The sequence below is a fragment of the Duganella sp. GW821-FHT07G03 genome (assembly GCF_059418605.1).
Window position 1 is genome coordinate 211,955 of the sequence record NZ_JBWKQE010000004.1, and the last position, 20,957, is coordinate 232,911.

18 protein-coding genes are annotated in these 20,957 nt (G+C 64.3%); 12 read left to right on the forward strand and 6 right to left on the reverse strand.

The window, feature by feature from the left end; all coding sequences use genetic code 11:
• Window positions 1-168 precede the first annotated feature (168 nt).
• The gene (locus AC07OK_RS08150; protein WP_494689832.1) at window positions 169-948 is read left to right on the forward strand and encodes a CPBP family intramembrane glutamic endopeptidase; all 780 of its coding nucleotides are present in this window, start codon (window positions 169-171) and stop codon (window positions 946-948) included.
• Window positions 949-989: 41 nt separating this feature from the next.
• On the opposite strand, the gene AC07OK_RS08155 is transcribed toward AC07OK_RS08150, so the two are convergent.
• Entirely contained in the window at window positions 990-1,283 is a 294-nt protein-coding gene (locus AC07OK_RS08155; protein ID WP_494689833.1) for a hypothetical protein, read from the reverse strand.
• Entirely contained in the window at window positions 1,280-1,633 is a 354-nt protein-coding gene (locus tag AC07OK_RS08160; protein WP_494689834.1) for a hypothetical protein, read from the reverse strand. The genes AC07OK_RS08155 and AC07OK_RS08160 overlap by 4 nt, the downstream gene beginning before the upstream one ends.
• A 143-nt stretch (window positions 1,634-1,776) precedes the next feature.
• Between AC07OK_RS08160 and mutS the strand changes: the two genes are divergently transcribed.
• Together mutS and AC07OK_RS08170 are read left to right on the forward strand one after the other, a co-directional pair.
• Entirely contained in the window at window positions 1,777-4,467 is a 2,691-nt protein-coding gene (gene mutS / locus AC07OK_RS08165) for a DNA mismatch repair protein MutS (RefSeq protein ID WP_494689835.1), read from the forward strand.
• A gap of 68 nt (window positions 4,468-4,535) precedes the next feature.
• The gene (locus AC07OK_RS08170; RefSeq protein ID WP_494689926.1) at window positions 4,536-5,459 is read left to right on the forward strand and encodes a hypothetical protein; all 924 of its coding nucleotides are present in this window, start codon (window positions 4,536-4,538) and stop codon (window positions 5,457-5,459) included.
• 10 nt (window positions 5,460-5,469) lie between these two features.
• Here AC07OK_RS08170 and AC07OK_RS08175 read toward each other — a convergent pair whose 3' ends face one another.
• Entirely contained in the window at window positions 5,470-6,012 is a 543-nt protein-coding gene (locus AC07OK_RS08175; RefSeq protein WP_494689836.1) for an FKBP-type peptidyl-prolyl cis-trans isomerase, read from the reverse strand.
• Window positions 6,013-6,115: 103 nt separating this feature from the next.
• On the opposite strand from AC07OK_RS08175, the gene AC07OK_RS08180 reads away from it, so the two are divergent.
• From AC07OK_RS08180 to AC07OK_RS08190, 3 genes are all read left to right on the forward strand, one after another.
• Entirely contained in the window at window positions 6,116-7,237 is a 1,122-nt protein-coding gene (locus AC07OK_RS08180) for a ribosomal protein uL16 3-hydroxylase (protein WP_494689837.1), read from the forward strand.
• Between the two features lie 21 nt (window positions 7,238-7,258).
• Complete coding sequence (locus tag AC07OK_RS08185) at window positions 7,259-7,735, forward strand: DUF7931 domain-containing protein (RefSeq protein WP_494689838.1); 477 nt, start codon at window positions 7,259-7,261, stop codon at window positions 7,733-7,735.
• 297 nt (window positions 7,736-8,032) lie between these two features.
• Complete coding sequence (locus AC07OK_RS08190) at window positions 8,033-8,275, forward strand: hypothetical protein (RefSeq protein ID WP_116990225.1); 243 nt, start codon at window positions 8,033-8,035, stop codon at window positions 8,273-8,275.
• Window positions 8,276-8,399: 124 nt separating this feature from the next.
• Here the strand turns inward: AC07OK_RS08190 and AC07OK_RS08195 are convergent, their stop codons facing one another.
• Complete coding sequence (locus AC07OK_RS08195; RefSeq protein WP_494689839.1) at window positions 8,400-9,155, reverse strand: phasin family protein; 756 nt, start codon at window positions 9,153-9,155, stop codon at window positions 8,400-8,402.
• A 259-nt stretch (window positions 9,156-9,414) separates the two neighbouring features.
• Between AC07OK_RS08195 and AC07OK_RS08200 the strand changes: the two genes are divergently transcribed.
• The 6 genes from AC07OK_RS08200 (at window position 9,415) to AC07OK_RS08225 (ending at window position 15,463) form a co-directional block, all read left to right on the forward strand.
• Window positions 9,415-9,666 (forward strand): DUF2164 domain-containing protein, encoded by a 252-nt coding sequence (locus tag AC07OK_RS08200; RefSeq protein WP_116990587.1) that lies wholly within the window; start codon window positions 9,415-9,417, stop codon window positions 9,664-9,666.
• A gap of 25 nt (window positions 9,667-9,691) precedes the next feature.
• Window positions 9,692-10,987, forward strand: coding sequence for an amidohydrolase family protein (locus tag AC07OK_RS08205; RefSeq protein WP_494689927.1), 1,296 nt, complete (start codon window positions 9,692-9,694; stop codon window positions 10,985-10,987).
• 27 nt (window positions 10,988-11,014) lie between these two features.
• On the forward strand, window positions 11,015-11,536 hold the full coding sequence (locus AC07OK_RS08210; RefSeq protein ID WP_494689840.1) for a GNAT family N-acetyltransferase: 522 nt from the start codon (window positions 11,015-11,017) through the stop codon (window positions 11,534-11,536).
• Window positions 11,533-12,048: a GNAT family N-acetyltransferase gene (locus AC07OK_RS08215; RefSeq protein WP_494689841.1), complete on the forward strand. Its 516-nt coding sequence runs from the start codon at window positions 11,533-11,535 to the stop codon at window positions 12,046-12,048. Before AC07OK_RS08210 ends, AC07OK_RS08215 begins: the two co-directional genes overlap by 4 nt.
• Before the next feature lie 215 nt (window positions 12,049-12,263).
• A complete protein-coding gene (locus tag AC07OK_RS08220; RefSeq protein WP_494689842.1) occupies window positions 12,264-13,913 on the forward strand; it encodes a methyl-accepting chemotaxis protein in 1,650 nt (549 codons plus the stop codon).
• Window positions 13,914-13,957: 44 nt separating this feature from the next.
• The gene (locus AC07OK_RS08225) at window positions 13,958-15,463 is read left to right on the forward strand and encodes a putative bifunctional diguanylate cyclase/phosphodiesterase (RefSeq protein ID WP_494689843.1); all 1,506 of its coding nucleotides are present in this window, start codon (window positions 13,958-13,960) and stop codon (window positions 15,461-15,463) included.
• Here AC07OK_RS08225 and AC07OK_RS08230 read toward each other — a convergent pair.
• Both AC07OK_RS08230 and AC07OK_RS08235 read right to left on the reverse strand, forming a co-directional pair.
• Window positions 15,447-18,806, reverse strand: a complete 3,360-nt coding sequence (locus tag AC07OK_RS08230; protein WP_494689844.1) for an alpha/beta hydrolase-fold protein — start codon at window positions 18,804-18,806, stop codon at window positions 15,447-15,449. The two genes, AC07OK_RS08225 and AC07OK_RS08230, sit on opposite strands and share 17 nt — an antisense overlap.
• Window positions 18,803-20,653, reverse strand: a complete 1,851-nt coding sequence (locus AC07OK_RS08235; protein ID WP_494689845.1) for a glycoside hydrolase family 13 protein — start codon at window positions 20,651-20,653, stop codon at window positions 18,803-18,805. The genes AC07OK_RS08230 and AC07OK_RS08235 overlap by 4 nt, the downstream gene beginning before the upstream one ends.
• Window positions 20,654-20,957: the final 304 nt, after the last annotated feature.

Sequence of the window (20,957 nt, forward strand, 5' to 3'; positions counted from 1 at the left end):
TTCGGACGCAAACACACATCAACACTGTTGTCTTTAATACACAGTTTCCATTTGTCTGTTAGTCAAGACGCGGGAAAGCGAAGGCGGCAGATTGGCAGGGCTTTCGTTTGACCGCCGTCAAAATTGCGTTCATGTATTATTGCTGCAGACAAAACACAAACCAGACACATGAAAAGACTCCGCATTACTTTGCCGTTGGCGCTAGCCGCGCTGGCGGTGTGGCTGGGCCTGACCCTGGGCGTCGGCAGGCTGCTCAGCGGCGGCCGGCAGCTATCGTTGTTTGATGCGGTGGCCGCAGGTGTCGGTCCGACCTGGGTGCTGGCGGTCTTGTTTTCCTTGCTGGTGGCGCTGGCGTCGACCGAACGCCGCGCCGCCGGTCTGCGCGCGCCTGAATCATGGAAATCGCTGTGGCTGGTCTGGCCGCCGCTGCTCTATGCGCTGCTGATGCTGCTGGTGGCGTGGGCGGGCGGCTGGCCGCCATCGCAGGTGCTGCTGATCGTCGGCTGCAATACGGCGCTGGTCGCGGTGTCGGAAGAGCTGATGTTCCGTTCGGTGCTGCTGCAAAGCCTGCTGGACCGGCATGCGATCTGGCCGGCCGTGCTGATTTCGTCGTTGCTGTTCGGCGTGGTGCACACGCTCAACGGTTTGGCGACCGGTGACTTCAGCAGCGCGCTCTGGCAAGCGGTCGCGGCCTCCCTGCAGGGCGTCGGCTATGCGGCCATCCGCCTGCGCACGCGCTCGGTGTGGCCGATGGTGGTGGTGCACGGCCTGTGGGACTTTGCGTTGGTGACGTCGGCGCTGACGGCGGCGAAGACCGGCGAGGGGTCGGTGCTGCCGTTCGCCGCGGTGCTGGCGGTGCTGCCGCTTTGCCTGTACGGCGTGTTCCTGCTGCGCGGCAGCCAGCGGGCGCTGCTGCTCCCGATGTCGCCTGGAGAAAAGCATGTCTAATCATATGAAAGCCCAGTGACCATTCTTGGAAATCGCTAACGTTACGGTTGTCGTGACTTTTGACGTTGAGAAGCGACGAATTTATCAAGGACTTGCCAAGCTACCTCATGTAGAACCTTGCCGTTTTCGACTTCAACATGCCATGCAGGGCTGGTCGAGATGTATTCTTTCGCCTCGCCTAGCGAATAGAATCCCGAGTTTCGCAGCGCCAGTATCGCATCGGTAATAGATAGCCCTAGCTGCTTCAGCTCCAACAAGACCTGTTCCCGTTCAACATCGCTAGCCTGTTGCCACTTCGATTTTACGAGTTCGACACCGATTTCAGATTTATTCATTTCTTCCTCCTGCGTCTGATATCTACAGCCTTTCCTACATTTGCAGAACTACTACCGGCAGTGCGCTTTCCTTGCACGGTCATCGCATCATATCCAAGGGCATTGCCGACTTTCAGCAAGGCCCGAAATTCAGCAAGCAGCTCTCTTGCAATTGTCGATTTTTTTATGCCAGGAGGGTCGGACGCCGCATAGACGCAAAGGTTTCTGCAGATGATCATGTCCTTTTCCAGAACGACATCTGCCAAAACCCTTACCTCGCCTCCCCGTGTATGAAAAGCATAGTCCAAAAAGCCGTCCCGCCCTGCCCGGGCTTCCTCAACTGCCGCTCTCAACGAGTCTTCGACACTCATTTGGGTTAGTCCAGTGTACGCCACCAAGAACGGCAGCGCGAATTCACCAGTAGCACGGCCGAAAGCGGTAAAATGACAGGTTACGCGCGGGGGCTGATTGAGCCGTCGCAAAACCAGACTCACGCATCGCCGAAAAAGAACCAATGACCACCGTCCCGACCGAAATCAACGCCGCCGCCGTCAAGAACAGCCCCACCGAAAAAGTCACCCCGATGATGCAGCAGTACCTGAGCATCAAGGCCGAATACCCGGACATGCTGGTGTTCTACCGCATGGGCGACTTCTATGAGCTGTTCCACTCGGACGCGGAAAAGGCGGCGCGCGTGTTGGGCATCACGCTGACCGCGCGCGGCAGCTCGGGCGGCCAGCCGATCAAGATGTGCGGCGTGCCTTTCCATTCGCTCGAAGGCTATCTGGCCAAGCTGGTCAAGATCGGCGAGTCGTGCGCGATCTGCGAACAGATCGGCGATCCGGCCACCAGCAAAGGCCCGGTCGAACGCAAGGTGCTGCGCGTGGTCACGCCGGGCACGCTGACCGACGCCGACCTGCTGCCGGAAAAGGCCGAACGTCCGCTGCTGGCGATGTGCATCATCAGCCAGCGCAAGGTCGCCACGGCCGGCCTGGCGTGGCTGTCGCTGGCCAGCGGCGCGTTGAAGCTGATGGAGTTCTCCGGCGACAGCCGCACCGTCACCGCCCGCATGCAGCAGGAGCTGGAGCGCATCGCGCCGGCCGAGGTGCTGCGCGGCGATAACGCTGACCTGTTCGAAGAAACCCTGAGCTGCCACGTCAACCGCGTGCCGGACTGGCACTTCGACGTCGTCGGCGGCCACAAGGCGCTGCTCGACCAACTGAGCGTGGCGACGCTGACCGGCTTCGGCGCCGACGGCCTGGGCGCGGCGTTCGGCGCGGCCGGCGCGCTGCTGCGCTACGCCCAGTCGACGCAGGGACGCGGCCTGCAACACGTGCGCACGCTGACCACCGAAACCGAAAACGAATTCATCGGCCTCGACGCGGCCACCCGCCGCAACCTGGAACTGACCGAGACCATCCGCGGCCAGGAATCCCCTACCCTGTTCTCGCTGCTGGACCACTGCCGCACCGCGATGGGTTCGCGCCTGCTGCGCCACTGGCTGCACCACGCGCGCCGCGACCAGGCCATCGCCCGCTCACGCCACCAGGCCATCGCCGCGCTGGGCCAGGCCGACGCCACCGGCACGCTGTCGCACACGCTGGCGCAGGTGCCGGATATCGAACGCATCACCACCCGCATCGCACTGCTGTCGGCGCGCCCGCGCGACCTGGCCAGCCTGCGCGACGGCGTGCAGCAACTGCCGGCGCTGCGCCATGCGATGCAACGCGCGCTAACTGATAACGACGGCCTGCTGGCCGCGATCCACGCCGACATGGCCACGCCCGAAGCCTGCCTCGACCTGCTGCAACGCGCGGTGGCATTGGAGCCGGCGGCAATGGTGCGCGACGGCGGCGTGTTCGCGCGCGGCTTCGACGCCGAGCTGGATGAACTGCGCGCGCTGTCCGAAAACGCCGGCCAGTTCCTGGTCGACCTGGAGACGCGCGAGCGGGCCCGCACCGGCATCGCCAACCTGCGCGTGGAGTACAACAAGGTGCACGGCTTCTACATCGAAGTCACGCACGGCCAGACCACCAAGGTGCCGGACGACTACCGCCGCCGCCAGACCTTGAAGAATGCCGAGCGCTACATCACGCCGGAACTGAAGGCCTTCGAAGACAAGGCCTTGTCGGCGCAGGACAAGGCGCTGGCGCGCGAGAAGATGCTGTACGACCAGCTGCTGGCCGACCTGGCGCCCTTCATCGGCTGCCTGCAAACGATCTCGAAGGCGCTGGCGCAGCTCGACGCACTGACTTCGCTGACCGACCACGCGCTGCGCCACAACTGGTGCGCGCCGCAGCTGGTGGACACGCCGTGCATCAACATCGCCGAGGGCCGCCATCCGGTGGTGGAGAACCAGATCGAACGCTTCATCGCCAACGATTGCCGCTTCGTCGAAGACCGCCGCCTGTTGCTGATCACCGGTCCTAACATGGGCGGTAAATCGACCTTCATGCGCCAGGTGGCGTTGATCACGCTGCTGGCCTACGTGGGCAGCTACGTGCCGGCCACCAGCGCGACCATCGGCCCGATCGACCGCATCTTCACCCGCATCGGCGCCACCGACGACCTGGCCGGCGGCCGCTCGACCTTTATGGTGGAGATGACAGAATCGGCGGCGATCCTGAACGGCGCCACCGAGCATTCGCTGGTGCTGATGGATGAAGTGGGCCGCGGCACCTCGACCTTCGACGGCCTGGCGCTGGCGTGGGCGATCGCGCGCCACCTGATCGACACCAGCCGCAGCTTCTCGCTGTTCGCCACCCACTACTTCGAACTGACGCAGCTGCCGGAGAACCATCCGACGGCGGCCAACGTGCACTTGTCGGCGGTCGAGCACAAGGACAGCATCGTATTCCTGCACGCGGTGCAGGACGGCCCGGCGTCGCAGAGCTACGGCTTGCAGGTGGCGCAGCTGGCCGGCGTGCCGCAGCCGGTGATCAAGGCCGCGCGCAAGCACCTGGCGCGCCTGGAAGCGCAGGCGCTGGACGCCACGCCGCAGCTGGACCTGTTCGCCGCGCCGACCACCGACGCCGACGACGAGGAACTCGATGCGCCGGCGCACGGCGCGCCCGCAGCCGCCAGCCCGGCGATGCGCGAGCTGCTCGATGCGCTCGACGATCTCGATCCCGACGCGCTGACCCCGCGCGAAGCGCTGGAACGCCTGTATCAACTCAAGCGCCTGACGGAGACGGCGCAGGCATGATGCCGCGGCGCGTCCGCCCCACCACCACTGGATCGCTGCTGCGGCGCGTGAGCGCTGCCGTGGGCGTGATGGCGGCCGGCCTGGCGGCGCTGGCAGCGAGCCATGCGCAGGCCGCGCAGCCGGCCATGCGCGGCTTCCAGTTCGGCGTGATCGGCCACTCGTTCAAGAGTGGCCCGGATGAATCGGTGCTCAGGCGCGCCATCGCCGACGCCACGCAGACCGCGCCCGCCTTCATCGTCGCCACCGGCATCAAATCCAGCACCGAGCCTTGCAGCGACAAGCTGTATGCCCAGCGCCGCGCGCTGCTGAGCGAGGCGGCGCCGCCGATGATCGTCTCGCTGGCCGGCAGCGACTGGAGCGGCTGCGTCAATTCCATCGGCCGCTCGAACGCCATCGAACGCCTGAACCGCCTGCGCGAATTGTTCTACGCCGACGGCGAATCGCTGGGCGAACGCCGCCTGCCGCTGACGCGCTTGTCGGCCAGCGCCAAGTTCCGCAGCTACGCCGAGAACGCGCACTGGGAATACGGCAAGGTGCTGTTCGCCACCATCAATCTGCCGGCCAATAACAACCACTTCCGCGCCGAAGCGGGCCGCAACAGCGAGTATGAAGACCGGCTGGTGGCCAACCGCGCCTGGCTGCACCGGCTGTTCACGCTGGCGGAGCGGCAGAAGATGCACGGCCTGGTGTTGTTCTCGGACGGCGATGTCGGCGTGCAGACGGAGCATGGCTTCTCGCTGCTGCCGAGTTTTCAGTCGAAACAGGATGGCTTCGCCGAACCGCGCCGACAGATACGGGCGATGGCGGAAAAATTCAAAGGGAAGGTGCTGCTGGTCGATACCCAGGGCGGCGCCGGGACCGAGCCGTCCATCGTCTGGCGCGGCAATGTGGGGCATATGAGCCTGGCCGCGGAATGGGCCGAGGTGCGCGTCGCACCCGGCACCGCCGCCCTGTTCACGCTCAAGGGCGGCAGCGCCGAGACGACGCCGTAACTTACACTGCTTAGTGGATCGGGTGGATGGCGACGTGATCGCCCTCTTCGCCTTCGTCGTCCTCGTCACCGTGGTGGTGGCCGTGGGCGCCGTGCACGTGGCCGTGGGCGATTTCTTCTTCCGAGGCTTCACGCACGTCGGCTACGCTCAGCGCGAAACGCAGCGCCATGCCGGCCAGCGGGTGATTGCCGTCCAGGACCACTTTGTCGTCAGCGATTTCGGTGACGGTGAAGATCATCGCTTCTTCGCCTTCGTCGCCATCCGGCATGCCTTCGAACTGCATGCCCACTTCCAGCGGCTCCGGCAGGCGGCTGCGCGGTTCGACCTTGACCAGCGCTGCGTCGTAGTCGCCGAACGCATCGTCCGGCTCGATCTGGATGATGGAGGAATAACCGACTTCCTTGCCGTCCAGCTCTTCTTCAATTTTTGGCAGGGTGTTCTCGTAGCCACCGTGCAGGTAGACCATAGGCTGGCGACCGTCTTCGATCAGATTGTCCTGGGCATCGGACAGCTTGTAATTCACAGTCACGACCGTGTTCTTGGCAATCTTCATTTTGTAATTCCTTTCTGTATATAAGCCCCGGAATTATACCTTGGATCGCCGGGCCGACCGCCGCCAGCCCGACAATCGACGCCGCCATGGTTATAATGAGCGCATGAAAAAATTACCTCTCCTCGGCGATATCACGCCGGCGCAGTTCCTGCGCGACTACTGGCACAAGAAGCCGCTGCTGATCCGTAACGCCATCCCCGGCTTCAAGCCTTTGCTGAACATGGAGGCGCTGACCAAGCTGGCCACGACCAACCACGCGGAATCGCGCCTGGTGACCAATGTCGACGGCCAGTGGAATATGCAGCACGGCCCGCTGGAAAGCCTGCCGCCAATGGACCAGAAGGAATGGACCATGCTGGTCCAGGGCGTCAACCTGTTCGACGCCAAGGCCGACGCGCTGCTGCGCCAGTTCCGCTTCATTCCCGATGCCCGCCTGGACGACCTGATGGTCAGCTTCGCCACCGACGGCGGCGGCGTCGGCCCGCACTTCGATTCCTATGACGTGTTCCTGCTGCAGGCCCAGGGCCAGCGCCGCTGGAGCATCGGACCGCAGAAGGACCTGAGCCTGGTCGAAGGCCTGCCGCTGAAGATCCTGGCCAATTTCAAGCCGAACGAGGAGTTCGTGCTCAATCCGGGCGACATGTTGTACTTGCCGCCGCACTACGCGCACGACGGCATCGCCATCGGCGACTGCCAGACCTATTCGATCGGCTTCCGCGCACCGTCCTACCAGGAGCTGGGCGAAGGCTTCCTGCAATTCATGGCCGATTCGATCGACCTGCCGGGCATCTACGCCGATCCGGAACTGGAAGCGACCGCCAAGCCGGCGGAAATCCCGCGCCACATGCTGAGCACGATCGTCGAGGAAATGAACAAGGTCCGCTTCACCGAGGAAGACATCACCATCTTCCTGGGCGAATACATGTCCGAGCCCAAGCATAATGTGTTCTTCACCGCTCCGGCCAAGCCGCTTGTGGTCGGCAAGTTTGCCGAAAGTGCAGCGAAAAAGGGCCTGGTGCTCTCGCGCAAGACGCAAATGCTGTACCGCGGCAAGCATGTGTTCATCAACGGCGAATCGTTCGCCGTCAGCCGGGCCGACAAGATCACGCTGGAACAGCTGGCCAACAACCGCGCGCTGGACGGCGCGGCGCTGGGCCAGGCATCGGACGACGTCATGGACGCCCTGTACACCTGGTACACGGACGGCTGGATCGAGTTGGGCTAAACACTGGCAAAGGGAGGCAGCATGGAACGGCAAAGTTTTCCATTCACCACGAAGGCGGAGTTTCTCCAGCACGTGTCCAGCTGCATCACCCGCGCCGAACACAAGCTGACCATGTTCGACCCGGATTTCGCCATCTGGGAACTGGGCAGCAGCGCCACCGACACCCTGTTGCGCCATTTCCTCAGGGCCGGCGGGCATTTGCAGCTGGTGGCGCACGATGGCCACGCCGTCGAGCGCGACGCGCCCCGCTTCCTGCGCGTGATCAAGGACTACGGCCACCTGATTGAGGTGCGCCGCAGCAGCCAGCAACTGCGCCAGCTGACCGATTCGTTCTGCATCGCCGACGATCGCGATATCGTGCGCCGTTTTCACGCAGATCATTTCCGTGGCGAAGCAGTTTTTGACGGGCCGGAAGATACCCAAACCAGTAGCGACCGTTTTATTACGATTTGGTTAGAATCCACACCCGGTTTGTTCGCAAACTCAACTGGATTATGAGTCAGTTCAAGGTAAAATGCCGGTGTTCGATGCGAACGCTGGTATTTGGTGCGGATTCTGCTAAAGTAGAGCCGAAACCGAAATGTTGCGATATCGCAAAATAGTTGTGCTTACGGCTGTTTGTCCTATTGCGACGCACTAAAAATCGCTATAATATTCGGTTAGGAAGTTTCCGTTGTCTGGCAGGCACCATTTCAGGTTACGAAAGCCTTCGAAGACGACCTAATGAGCGATAATTACCGGTAATTATTAATCGCAACAATTGTGTTTAATTTTGAATTAATTAAGGAAAACCCCATGAAAAAATCCCTGCTGATCGTTTCCCTGCTGGCTGTTGCTCTGGCTGCTTGCTCGAAAAAAGAAGAAGCTCCTGCTGCTCCAGCTCCAGTAGCTGCTCCAGAAGCCGCTGCTCCAGCTGCTGCTCCAGCTCCAGCACCAGCTGCTGACGCTGCTGCTCCTGCTGCTGCTGCTCCTGCTGCTTCGGACGCTGCTGCTGCTCCAGCCGCTTCGGCTGCTGCTGCTCCTGCTGCTTCGAAGTAATCAGCTTGCGAAAAAAAGCCGGCCTTCGGGTCGGTTTTTTTTCGCTTCAAGCTTTTATTGGGGGTCAGTTCCGGCATCGTGCCACGCGTGGCACGATGCCGGAACTGACCCCCAACGGGTTTGCTTATTTCTTGGCTTTGGTGCTGCTCAGCATGTCGAGCTGCTTGCCGGTCGGCTTGGCTTTGGCGGACGGCACCGACTTCAATTCCGGTTTGGTTTCGACGGCGGCGACCGGTTTGGCCGGTGGCGCAGGGAACGCTGGCTTGGCGGCGGCAACCTTCACTTCGACCGGCGCTGGCGCTTCCTCGACTGGCGCGGCTTTTGGCTTGACCGCGGCCTTGGCGGCCTTGGCTTCCGGCGTGGCGACTGCTTCGTTGGCCGATGCCGCGGCGGCGCTGACGACGACCGGCGGCGCTACCACTACCGGGGCGGCGGCGACCGGGGCCGGCGCTGCAGCGGCAGGAGCCACAGCAACAGGTGCGGTAGCGGCAGGCGCAGGCTTGGCGCTGGCCTTGAGCGCGGTCACCGGCGCGGCGGCTAGGTCGGAGACTTGCTTGATGGTGGACTGGGCGCTCTGGATCAGATCGCTCTGGACGCCGGAGGCGATGCTGTACAGCTCGCGGCCATAGGCCAGCAGATTGTCGAAGCTGGCCGGCTCGGCGGAGCTCAGGCTGAAGAACTCGCGCGGGTCCCTGGCTTCGAGCAGCTTCTTCGCGGCGGCCGACGATTTTTCCACCGAAGCCTTGGTGGTGCTGATGTTCAGCGCGATGACCTTTTCCGCGCTGTCGACGGCGGTGCTGGCAAAAGTGTTGAAGATCTTGAATTGGGCTTCCAACTGGGACTTCGTAGCTGCGGAAAACTGTTCGGTGATCGAAGACATGGTTTCTCCTGAGACGATTAAAATGTCGGTAAAGCTGTGCACGCTGCGCGCATTATGATGCATTGCAATATGCCCATTCTAGCGGTGAAAGTTAGGCTTGGAAAGTTATTTTTTCTGCCATGTCGCAAAGGCCGCAACAAGGAAACATGCCGCACGGACACAATCTGCGCGAATCTTGATGCATCGCAAGGCGCGACGGGAAAAAAGTCTGAATTAGTGCGCCGCAACAAGTTATTCAATTCTATGAAAAAGGACACGCATGGCCATCAAACTGAACAAGGAAGTCGAGCAACGCCTGCTGGGGTCGATCCAGCGCTACTGCGCTGAAAACATGGACGAGGAGGTCGGCGAGCTGAAGGCGCGCCTGCTGCTCGATTATTGTTTGCGTGAAATCGGCCCGTCTGTCTACAATCAGGCCATCCTCGACGCCCAGGCGGCGATGCAGGACAAGATCGCGGAGATCGAAACGATCTGCTACGAGTCGGAATTTTCATACTGGACCAAAAAATAAGCCGGGAGCGCGGATGGATGCGGTGATCGAGACGGTAATACGGAACGCCAACCTGGCCGACGGACAACGGGGCGTCGATGTCGCCATCGACGGCGGACGCATCACCGCCATCGGTCGTTCGCTGCCGTTCAGGGGCGCGCAGGAGATCGACGCCGGCGGCGACTTGCTCAGCGCGCCGTTCGTCGACGCCCATTTCCACATGGACGCCACCTTGAGCTACGGCCTGCCGCGCGTCAACGCCTCCGGCACCTTGCTCGAAGGCATAGCGCTGTGGGGCGAGCTCAAGCCGGACCTGACCCAGCAGGCGCTGGTCGAGCGCGCGCTGCAATACTGCGACTGGGCCGCCGCGCGCGGCCTGCTGGCGATCCGCTCCCACGTCGACATCTGCGACGACCGCCTGCTGGCGGTGGAGGCGCTGCTGCAAGTGAAGCGCCAGGTCGCGCCCTACCTCGACCTGCAGCTGGTGGCCTTCCCGCAGGACGGCGTGCTGCGCAGCCCGACCGCGCTGGCCAACCTGAAGCGCGCCATCGGCATGGGCGTCGACGTGGTGGGCGGCATCCCGCACTTCGAGCGCACCATGGCCGACGGCGCCGAGTCGGTGCGCATCCTGTGCGAGTTCGCCGCCGAACAGGGCCTGATGGTGGACATGCACTGCGACGAGTCGGACGACCCTATGTCGCGCCACATCGAAACGCTGGCCTACCACAGCCACCGCCTCGGCCTACACGGCCGCGTGGCCGGTTCGCACCTGACCTCCATGCATTCAATGGACAACTACTACGTCAGCAAGCTGCTGCCGCTGATACGCGAGGCCGGCGTGGCGGCGATCGCCAATCCGCTGATCAACATCACGCTGCAGGGCCGGCACGACAGCTATCCCAAGCGGCGCGGCATGACCCGGGTGCCGGAGCTGCTGGCGGCCGGCGTCGAGGTGGCGTTCGGCCACGACTGCGTGATGGACCCGTGGTACAGCCTGGGCTCGGGCGACATGCTGGAGGTGGCGCACATGGGTCTGCACGTGGCGCAGATGACCGGGCAGGACGCCATGCGCGCCTGCTACCAGGCGGTGACGGCGGCGCCGGCCCGCATCCTCGGCCTGTCCGGCTACGGCGTGGCGGTCGGCTGCCATGCCGACCTGGTGCTGCTGGACGCGGCCGATCCGGTGGAGGCGATCCGCCTGCGCGCGGCGCGGCGCATGGTGATGCGGCGCGGCAAGGTGATCGCCGAAGCGCCGCGCGCGCGGGCGCGCCTGAGCCTGCCGGGCCGGCCGCAGACGGTCGACTTCCGGCTGGACTTGCCACGTGAAATCCATGACAATTGAATATTGTTTAATCCGCCTGGAGCCGCTTTGAAAGAAATCGCCATCCGTCCCGCATCGGAAGCCGACTTCGGCGCCATGTGGGAAATCTTCCAGGAACTCATCGCCAGCGGCGACACCTATTACTTCGCCGCCGACACCAGCCGCGACGATTGCCATGCCTACTGGTTCGGCCCCGGCGTGCAGTCGTTTGTGGCGCTGCTGAACGGCGACCGCCTGGTCGGCATGTACCGCCTGGTCGCCAACCAGCGCGACCGCGGCGCGCACGTGGCCAATGCCTCGTTCATGGTCAGCCCGGCGGCGCAGGGCGTCGGCGTGGGCAAGTTGATGGGCGGCGATTGCCTGGACCGCGCCCGCGCGCAAGGTTACCTGGCGATGCAGTTCAACTATGTGGTCAGCTCCAACGTCGCGGCCGTGCTGCTGTGGAAAAAGCTCGGCTTCTCCATCGTCGGCACCTTGCCGCGCGCCTACTATCACGCCCACCTCGGCTACGTCGACGTCTACGTCATGTACCAGTTGCTGGACGATCCCTCCCATTGGCCCGACGCATGAAGATACTCGACACCGAACGCCTCACGCTGCGCACCATAAGCGCCGACGACGCCGCGTTTTACTACGAACTGGTCAACGACCCGACCTGGCTGGAATTTATCGGCGACAAAGGCATCCGCAGCATCGAGGGCGCGCGCGACGCCATCCTCGAAGGGCCGTGCGCGATGCAAGAGCGCCTGGGCCACTCGCTGTACGTGATGGAGCGCAAGAGCGACGGCCTGGCGCTGGGCTTGTGCGGCCTGATCAAGCGCGACGGCCTGGACGACGTCGACATCGGCTACGCGATCCGGCCGGCCTGGTTCGGCCAGGGCTATACCTACGAGGCCGCCGCCGCCGTGGTGGCCTACGCGCGCGACCAGCTGCGCATGAAGCGCCTGCTGGGCCTGACCGCGCCGGCCAATCTCAATTCCATCCGCCTGCTGCAAAAGCTGGGGCTGGCGTTTGTCGAGCTGCGCAATCTGCCGCCGCATGAACGTCCTACCAATATTTACCGCATCGAGTTCCAGGATTAATTACTTGGCGTGTTGCAACTGTGGGAATTCGATAGATTTATCGGCAAGTCCGCTTGGATTTTTTTGCGCGTGGGCGCATGATGGAAGCAAGAATTAAAAGTTGCTAGCTCCCCAAAAAACGGAAGCAATTCAAAACTATAAGCCATATGGCCGTGCGGCGAGCAGCGCGCGCCAGTCATCTTGTACCCATTGAATTTTTACCGAAAGGGCAACTTATGAAACTCGCCAATCTCAAGATAGGCGTGCGGCTAGGCTTGCTGGGCGGCTTCTTCTTTGTCGCGCTGCTGGTGGTCGCCATCGGCGGCTGGCGCGCGCTGGACTCCAGCAACGCCGGCAATACCGTCGCCATGCAGCGCATGCAAGCGCTGACCCAGGCCATCGACATGGCGCGCAGCGCCCAGGTCGAATTCAAGATCCAGGTGCAGGAGTGGAAGAACACCCTGTTGCGCGGCAACGATCCGGCCAATTTCGACAAATACAGCAAGGCCTTCGTCAAAGGCGGTGAAACCACCCGCGCCGAATTGCAAAAGCTGAACGCGCTGCTGACCAGGCTGGACTTGAAAACGCCGCTGGTGGAAGACGCCATCGCCACCCAGAACGAACTGGTCAAGCGCTATCTGTCGGCCTTGCAGAAATACGATCCCGCCAACCAGGACAGCGCCCATGTGGTCGATGCGCTGGTCAAGGGCATGGACCGGGAGCCGACCAAAAAAATCGACGACATCGTCGCCTTCATCGGCAAGGAAACGCAGCGCCTGATCGTCGAGATGGAGGACGAGAACAAGGCGGAGCACGCGCGCGCGATGCTAGCCATGGGCATCACGCTGCTGGTGACGCTGGTGGTTGGCTGCGCCACGGTGCTGTGGCTGATCAAGAGCATTACCGTGCCGCTGAACGAGGCGGTCGACATGGCCGAGACGGTGGCCGCCGGCGATCTGAGCAGTGAGGTGCACGTCAACAGCACCGACGAGATCGGCGCCTTGCTGGGCGCGCTCAAGCGCATGCAGGGCAACCTCAGCAACATCGTCGGCAAGGTCCGCCTGGGCACCGACGCCATCCACGGCGCGGCGGTGGAAATCGCCGCTGGCAACCTGGACCTGTCGGGCCGCACCGAGGAGCAGGCCAGCTCGCTGGAGCAAACGGCGGCCGCGATGGTGCAGCTGACCACCACCGTGCAACAGAACAACATCAACGCGGCCGAGGCCTGCAAGCTGGCCGATACTGCCTCCAGCGTGGCGGCCAGGGGCGGCGACGCGGTCGAGCAGATGGTGCGCACCATGGGCTCGATCAATGAATCGTCGCGCAAGATCGTCGACATCATTGGCGTCATTGACGGGATCGCGTTCCAGACCAATATCCTGGCGCTGAACGCGGCGGTGGAAGCGGCGCGGGCCGGCGAGCAGGGGCGCGGCTTCGCGGTGGTCGCTTCCGAGGTGCGCAACCTGGCGCAGCGCTCGGCGGCGGCGGCCAAGGAAATCAAGGAGTTGATCGGCGATTCGGTGGGCCGGGTGGAGGCGGGCAGTCGCCTGGTCGGCCAGGCCGGCGAGACCATGGGCGAGGTGGTGGCCAGCGTGCAGCGCGTGACCGCCATCATCGGCGAGATCTCGATCGCCAGCGGCGAGCAGCGCGACGGCATCGAACAGATCAGCATCGCCATCAGCCAGATGGACAGCGTGACCCAGCAGAACTCTGCGCTGGTGGAACAGGCCGCCGCCGCGGCCGATGCGCTGGAACAGCAGGCGGCCAGCCTGGCGGCGGCGGTCAGCGTGTTCAAGTTGCAGGGTCAGGGCCAGCCGTCCCACGCGGCGCCGTTTGACGCCGCTCAATTGAAAGTGCGAAAACGCTTGGAACTGTTGAGCAATTGATTATGCTTCCCTCTTCCCCGGTGCACCGGACGGAGAGGGACAGCATGAACAGCCTATTGCCGGTACTGGCCGGCATCGCACTCAGCCTGCTGGCGCTGTGGTACGGCGAACTGCGGGTGCGCACCCAGCGTAGCCGCTGCGCGCAACTGCAATCGGCGCTGGAAGCCCACCGCGACGCGGAAATGCGGCTGGACCACATCGCCCACCACGACAGCCTGACCGGCCTGCCCAATCGCCTGCAATGCCAGCTGCAACTGGAACACGGCATCGCCTACGCGCGCCGCCACGGCAGCCTGCTGGCGGTGCTGTTTGTCGACATCGACCACTTCAAGTCCATCAACGACAACCTCGGCCATGACGCCGGCGACCAGGTGCTGGTGCAGTTCGCGCAGCGCCTGCGCCAGTGCGTGCGCGAGGTGGACACGGTGGCGCGCCAGGGCGGCGACGAGTTCATCGTGCTGCTGACCGAATTGCGCGGCGCCGCCGATGCGCAGCAGGTGGCCGACAAGATCAACGCCGCGATCGCCGCGCCGTTCCTGGTGCATGGCGAGACGCTGGCGGTGGCGGCCAGCATCGGCATCGCCGTCTATCCCGACGACGACCACGATATCGAAGCGCTGCTCGAGAAGGCCGACCTGGCGATGTACGCGGCCAAGCAGCGCGGCAAGGGCGCCGGGCTGCGCTTCGTGCCCAGCATGCAGGCCAAGGCGTATTCGCGGGTGGTGCTGGAGACCGCGCTGCGCCACGCGCTCGAGCACGACGAGTTCGTGCTGACCTACCAGCCCAAGCTGAACCTGAATGAGCAGAAGATCACCGGCGTCAAGGCGCTGCTGCGCTGGCGCCATCGGGAGCTGGGCCTGGTGATGCCGCCGGACTTCCTGCCGGTGCTGGAGGACAGCGCGCTGATCCTGCCGGTGGGCGCATGGGTACTGGCGACCGCCGCCGCGCAGGCGCGCCGCTGGATGGAGCTGGGCCATCCGCTGACGGTGTCGGTGCACCTGTCGCCGCGCCAGTTCTACCAGAAGGACATCGCCCACAGCTTTGCCGAGATCCTGCACCAGGCCGGGCTGCCGGGCCGCTACATCGAACTGGAAATCACCGAGGGCATGTTGATCGATAAGAACCAGAATTGCGAAGCCGTGCTGCGCCAGTTCAAGCAGATGGGCATGCGCATTTCGATCAGCGATTTCGGCACCGGTTATGCGTCGCTGAACTACCTGCGGCGCTTCCCGGTGGACCTGGTGAAGATCAACAAATCCTTCGTCGACGACCTGCGCCGCGCGGCCAAACAGCCGACCGACCGTCACAGCGACGGCCGGGTGGCGGACGAGGGGGCGATGGTGCGCGCCATCATCGCGATGGCCCATACCCTGAACATGCAGGTGATCGCCGGCGGCGTGGAAACCGGCGACCAGCTGGCCCAGCTGGCAGAGATGGGCTGCGACGAGGCCTTCGGCTACTGCCTGAGCGCCGCCGTCGCGCCGGAGGAGCTGGAGGCGCTGCTGCTGCACAGCTGGCGGCAGGAGGCGCCGGTCAGGGCTGCCGGCTAGCGGGGAAGAACCAGGCCAGCGGCCGCTGCACGCGCGCCGCCCACGAGCGCTCGTTGTGGATGGCGGCATCGGCGGCGTAGAACAGCAGGTCTTCATTCAAGCGGTAGCCCTGGGCCAGCATGGCGTCGCGCATGTTCAGCGTGTGCTCCAGGCCATCGTCGTCGGTGCCGGCGTCGAGGTAGAACTTGACCGGCTGGAGCGCCGGCGCCTTGGCGATGAACTCGCCCTGATTCCACCAGAACGAACTCGACACGCCCGCCGCCCGGGAGAATACTTGCGGGCGGTGCTGGGCGATGTAGACCGAGGCGATGCCGCCCAGCGAGGAACCCATGATGGCCGTGTGTTCGCGCTCCGGCAAGGTGCGCAGATGGGCGTCGGCCCAGGGCTTGACGGTATCGACGAGGAAGGCCATGTAGGCGTCGAGCTTGCCGCCGCCGTATTGCGGATCGCAGCAGGGCGTGTATTCGGCGATGCGGTCCTTGGTGTTGTCGATGCCGACCACGATGGCCGGCGCGACGACGCCGTCGGCGATCAGGCGGTCCATGGTGCTGCCGATTTCCCAGGCGGCGCCGTAGGCCGCGGTGGCGGCGTCGAACAGGTTCTGGCCGTCGTGCATGTAGAGCACCGGATAGCGCTGCTGCGGATGGGCGTCGTAGCCGGGCGGCAGGTAGATGCGCAGGCTGCGCTGGTTGCCCAGCTGCGGCGAGGCGAACTGCTCGACGATGCGCAGCGTGCCGGCCGGCGGCAAGGGCGGCATGGGCGGTTTGGGCGCGCTGGCCGCGACGGCCGGATTGGCAGCCGGCGCTGCCGCCGCGCCACGCGCCAGCGGCATGATGCGGACGCCGTGGATATCGAAGCGGTTCGACGGTCCCTTGACGCCGCCCGCGTCGGCGTAGCTGGTGTTACTTTTCAGGTAGCTCATGTTGTAGAAATCGCTGAGCTCCATGCGGTAGTTGCCCGCCTTGAGCGCGGCCTTCAACGGCGTCGACCACGACGATCCGGCGCTGGCCGGCGAATGCGGCAACTGCACCACGCCTTGCGCGGCGATGGCGCCGCCGCCATCCTTGAGCGTCATCCACTTCACGCCGCCGCTGATGCCCAGGTTGACCTGGTGCGCGGTGTTGCGGTACTTGAGCTGCAAGGCGTAGCTGCCTTCGCGCTCGACCTGGATGTCCTGCACCGCGAAGGTATCGGACGGCGCGCCCCAGCCGGCGATGCGGCCATCGACGGCGGCCACGCTGGACTGCACCCGCGCATCGCCGGCGGCGATTTCCACGCCGCCGTTCAGGCACACCGGCGCGCTGTGATGGCTGCGGTTGCCGGAGCCGATGAACATCGCCTCCACCGAGTAGCACAGGTTATCGTTCTCGCCTTTGCCCAGCAGCGGGGCGCGGCGGTCGGCCCAGGTCTTGGCGTTGACGCGCTGCGTGGCCAGCTTGCCGTTGCGGTAGATGTTGTAGACCACGCCCTTGCCGGCGCCGTCAAGGTGCAAGGTTGGGAAATCGTAGGTGCCGCGTTCCAGCTTGACGATGCGTGGTTCGGGCGGCGAGTACACCGCAGGGTCGAGCGCCAGCGGCTGCGCGCTGACGCTGCGCTTGGCCTGCTGGCCGGCGACCAGCTTGCCGAGGCGGAGCTCGATGACATTGTCCGCTGCCAGCTCGGACCAGGCCAGCGTGGCCGCAGCCGGCTTGCCGTTCAAGGTCACCGCATCGACCTCGTAGTAGCCGTCGCCGCGCGCGGCGGGCGGCAGCGACAGGCGCACCTGCAGGCGCTTGCCGCGCAGCGCGAGATGGTTGAGCGTGATGGCGTCGCTGCCGGCAAACGCCTCGCGCCGAAGCTTGGCCGTCACGAACGGACGCAGCGCGATGCCGTCGCCAGTGGTCTGCACGCCAAACACCTCGCCGACCACCATGCCCAGGTAAGCGCCGACGGACCACAGCTGGCGGCGCGAATCCACCACCGGTCCGCTCAAGTCGCCCTGCGCCTGCTGGTCCTTCAGCATCGGCTGGCCGGACAGCCACTCCAGGTTTTCCATGTTCGACAGGTTCAGCGCGGCGCCGCGCATCAACGTATCGTAGGCCACGTCGGCGACGGCGACGTTGCCGGTCAGCGCCGCCGCCTTCAAACCGTAGGCCGTCACGAACGGCCACATGGTGCGGTTGTGATAGATCGCCACGCCAGGCTGCTGTGGATAGATCACCGGCGCGCCCAGCGGCCCGTGCGGATAATGCGCCAGGATGCTCTCGGCCTGCTGACGGTCGGCGATGCCGGTGACGATCGCCAGCGACTGTCCCAGCCAGTCGTACTTGTACATTGCCGCGCCGTCGAAATGGCCGGCCGTCAGACTGCTGTACATGCCGGCATCGGCCTGCCACAGGCGCTGGTTGATGGCCCGCTTCAAGTCCGCCGCCCATGCCGCGTACTTGTCGGCCAGCGCCGCGTTGCCCTGTTCCTTCGCCAGCTGCGCGGCCAGCGTCAGCGCCTTGTAATGGCCGGCGTTGGTGGACAGCGCCTTCGACGTCGCCATGCTGGCCAAGTCGCCCGCGATCCAGCCCGCGTAGCTTTGCTCGCGCCAGTCGAGGAAAGATTCCTCGCCGTTGTACAGACCGTCGACCGCATCGTAGGCGGCCAGCCGGTCGTTCTCCAGCGTGTTGGAGAGGGCGCGCAATGCGGTCGCCGCGAAGGCCTTGCGCTCGTCCGGCGCCAAGGCCTTCAAGGCTTCCTCCGCGCCGAAGGCCCAGCTGACGCGGTCCGTGCTGACCGGCCAGCTGCCGCCGCTGCCGGTGTCCTGGATGATCTGCAAGCCATCGGCGCTGCCGGCGGCATGCGCGCCCGGCTGCACGCCGTCGCGATAGCCGGACAGCTTGAACTCCAGCGAATTGCGCACGCGGCGCGGGTCCAGCATGCCCAGTCCCAGCGAGGCCGCGTAGGACAGGTCGCGCGTCCACACGTAGTGCCACAACTCGCCGGTCTCGAAGCAGTTGCAGGAGATGGGGTTGCCGCCGTTGTAGCTGCCGTCGCGGATCTCGCCGACCGAGTCCTGCTTCATTTCCAGGCCGGCCAGCGTGAACAGGGCGTCGAAGGCCAGGTTGCCGCTGCGGACGGATGGCTGTCCCTGCGCTTCGGCGTAGTTGATTTCCTGCTTGCCGCCGTCGCGCACGCGCATGGTGGTCGATTGCGTGTAGCTGCGCAGCGCGGCGCTGGCGTCCGGCGTGGTGTAGCGCACGGTCTCCAGCTTGCCGTCCCAGGTCGGATAGCTGGTGCTCAGCGTGGTGGCGGCGGCCGCCATGGCGGGCAGGGCCAGCAGCGACAGGGCGCCAAGGCGGCGACGGGCGAAGCTCATGGTTCGATCTCCAGTATCAGCGCCGAGCGCGCCAGCAAGGTGAGCTCGCCATCGAGCGACACGCGCTTGCCGCTGATGACGTCGACGCCGGCGCGCACGCCGCTCAGCATCTCGTGGAAGCGCGCGGTCTTCAGCACGGTGTCGGTGCTGTTCTTGTTCAAGGCTACCATGACTTTCTTGGCGCCGTCGTAGCGGAAGTAGACGTAGGTATTGTGCTCGGGACCGTAGTGCATCATCTTCCCGTGATGGATCACGGACGCGCCCTTGCGCCAGTTGAACAGCTTCTTCACATACGCCTGCGCGGCCGCCTGCTGCGCCGTCAGGCCGGCGCCGGTGAAGGCGTTGACGGCGTCGCCGCGCCAGCCGCCGGGGAAGTCGCGGCGGTAGGAGGCATCGTCGCGATCCTTGGTGGTGCTGGTCATCTGGATCTCGCTGCCGGCATAGAACTGCGGGATGCGCGGCGCCGTCGCCACGAAGGCCATCGCCATGCGGAACAGATTGTCGTCCGCATTGAGCTCGCTGTAGATGCGCGAGACGTCGTGGTTACCCTCGAACAGCACCAGGTTGCCGGCGTTCGGATACAGATAGTCTTGCGACAGCGTCTCGTACAGATTGGTCAGGTTTTGCTCGGCGCCGTCCGGCGCGGCCAGCGCGCGGCGCATGGCGTAGGTCAGCGGGAAGTCCATCATGCTCGGCATGTGCGACTGATAGCCGTTGAAATTCTGCTTGCCCTCCTGCCAGTGCGCCACCACCGGTATCAGCGGCGTCCATTCCTCGCCCACCAGGTTCAATTTCGGATACTCGGCCATCATGCTGCCGGACCAGCGGCTGAGGAACTCGGTGTTCGAGTAGCCGTAGGTGTCGACCCGCAGGCCGGACAAACCGGCGTACTCGATCCACCAGATATCGTTCTGGATCAGGTAGGTCGCCACAAACGGGTTGGCCTGGTTCAGGTCCGGCATGCCCTCGACAAACCAGCCCTCGGTGAAGTTGCGCTTGTCCTCGTCCGACGCGTAAGGATCTTGCAGCGCCACCCGGTGATGCTCGGTCGGCACGAACTTGCCCTGGTAGGTCAGCCAGTCCGGCGCCGGCATGTCCTGCATCCACCAGTGCTTGTCGCCGATGTGGTTGAGCACCACGTCCTGGATCACGCCCAGCCCCTTGGCGCGCGCCTGCGCGACAAAGCTGCGGAAGTCCTCGTTGCTGCCGTAGCGCGGGTCGATGCGGTAGTGGTTGGTTGTCGCGTAGCCGTGATAGGAGTAGGCCGACGAGTTCGATTCCAGCAGCGGTGTCGACCAGACCATGGTGAAGCCCATGCCGGCGATGTAGTCCAGATGGTCGGCCATGCCGCGCAGGTCGCCGCCGTGGCGGCCGGAGGGGGCCGCGCGGTCGGCGCGTTCCGTCATGCCGGCCGCGTTGTCGTTGGACGTATCGCCGTTGGCGAACCGGTCCGGCATCACCTGATAGATGGCGTCGCCGCTGTTGAAGCCGACGCGCTGGGCCGAGCCGGCGGCCCGCGCCAGCAATTGGTAGTTGTAGTGCACCGCCTGGCCGCCGCGCTTGAACACCAGGTCGAGCGCGCCCGGCGCCGCGTCGGGCGCGATTTCCAGGTTGACGAACAGGTAGTTGCGGTTGGCGACCCGCGCCACCGAGGCGATGCGCACGCCGGGGTAGGCCAAAGCGGGCTCCAGGTCGGCGATCTGCGGCCCGTGCACCATCAGTTGCAGCGAACTATTGTGCATGCCGGCCCACCACAGCGGCGGGTCCATGTGCTCGATGCGGTAGTTATCGGCGTGGGCGATGAACGGCAGTGCGGACAGCAGCGCGGCGGCGAGGATTTTGTGCATGAGGTCTCCGTTAAGTAGTCGGACTACAGGTTCTTTTCTATGAATTTCCCGTCGAGAATACTATGAAATCGGGTGTGCATCCAATGAGCACTTCTAGTTTTAATACAATCCCTCGCTGCTTTTTTCTAAAAATTGTTCTTGAAATAAGCTTTGCATCGGCCCGACGTTGGAAATGCTACGAAGTAAAGTGGTATTCGATCAAAAAATGTAGTTCCACTACATGATGATGGGTGGTTGGCTGTAGCCGAAATACAACGCGATTGGTGTTTTCGCAGGGCGGGCAAGGGCTGGCGGCCCTCTGTGG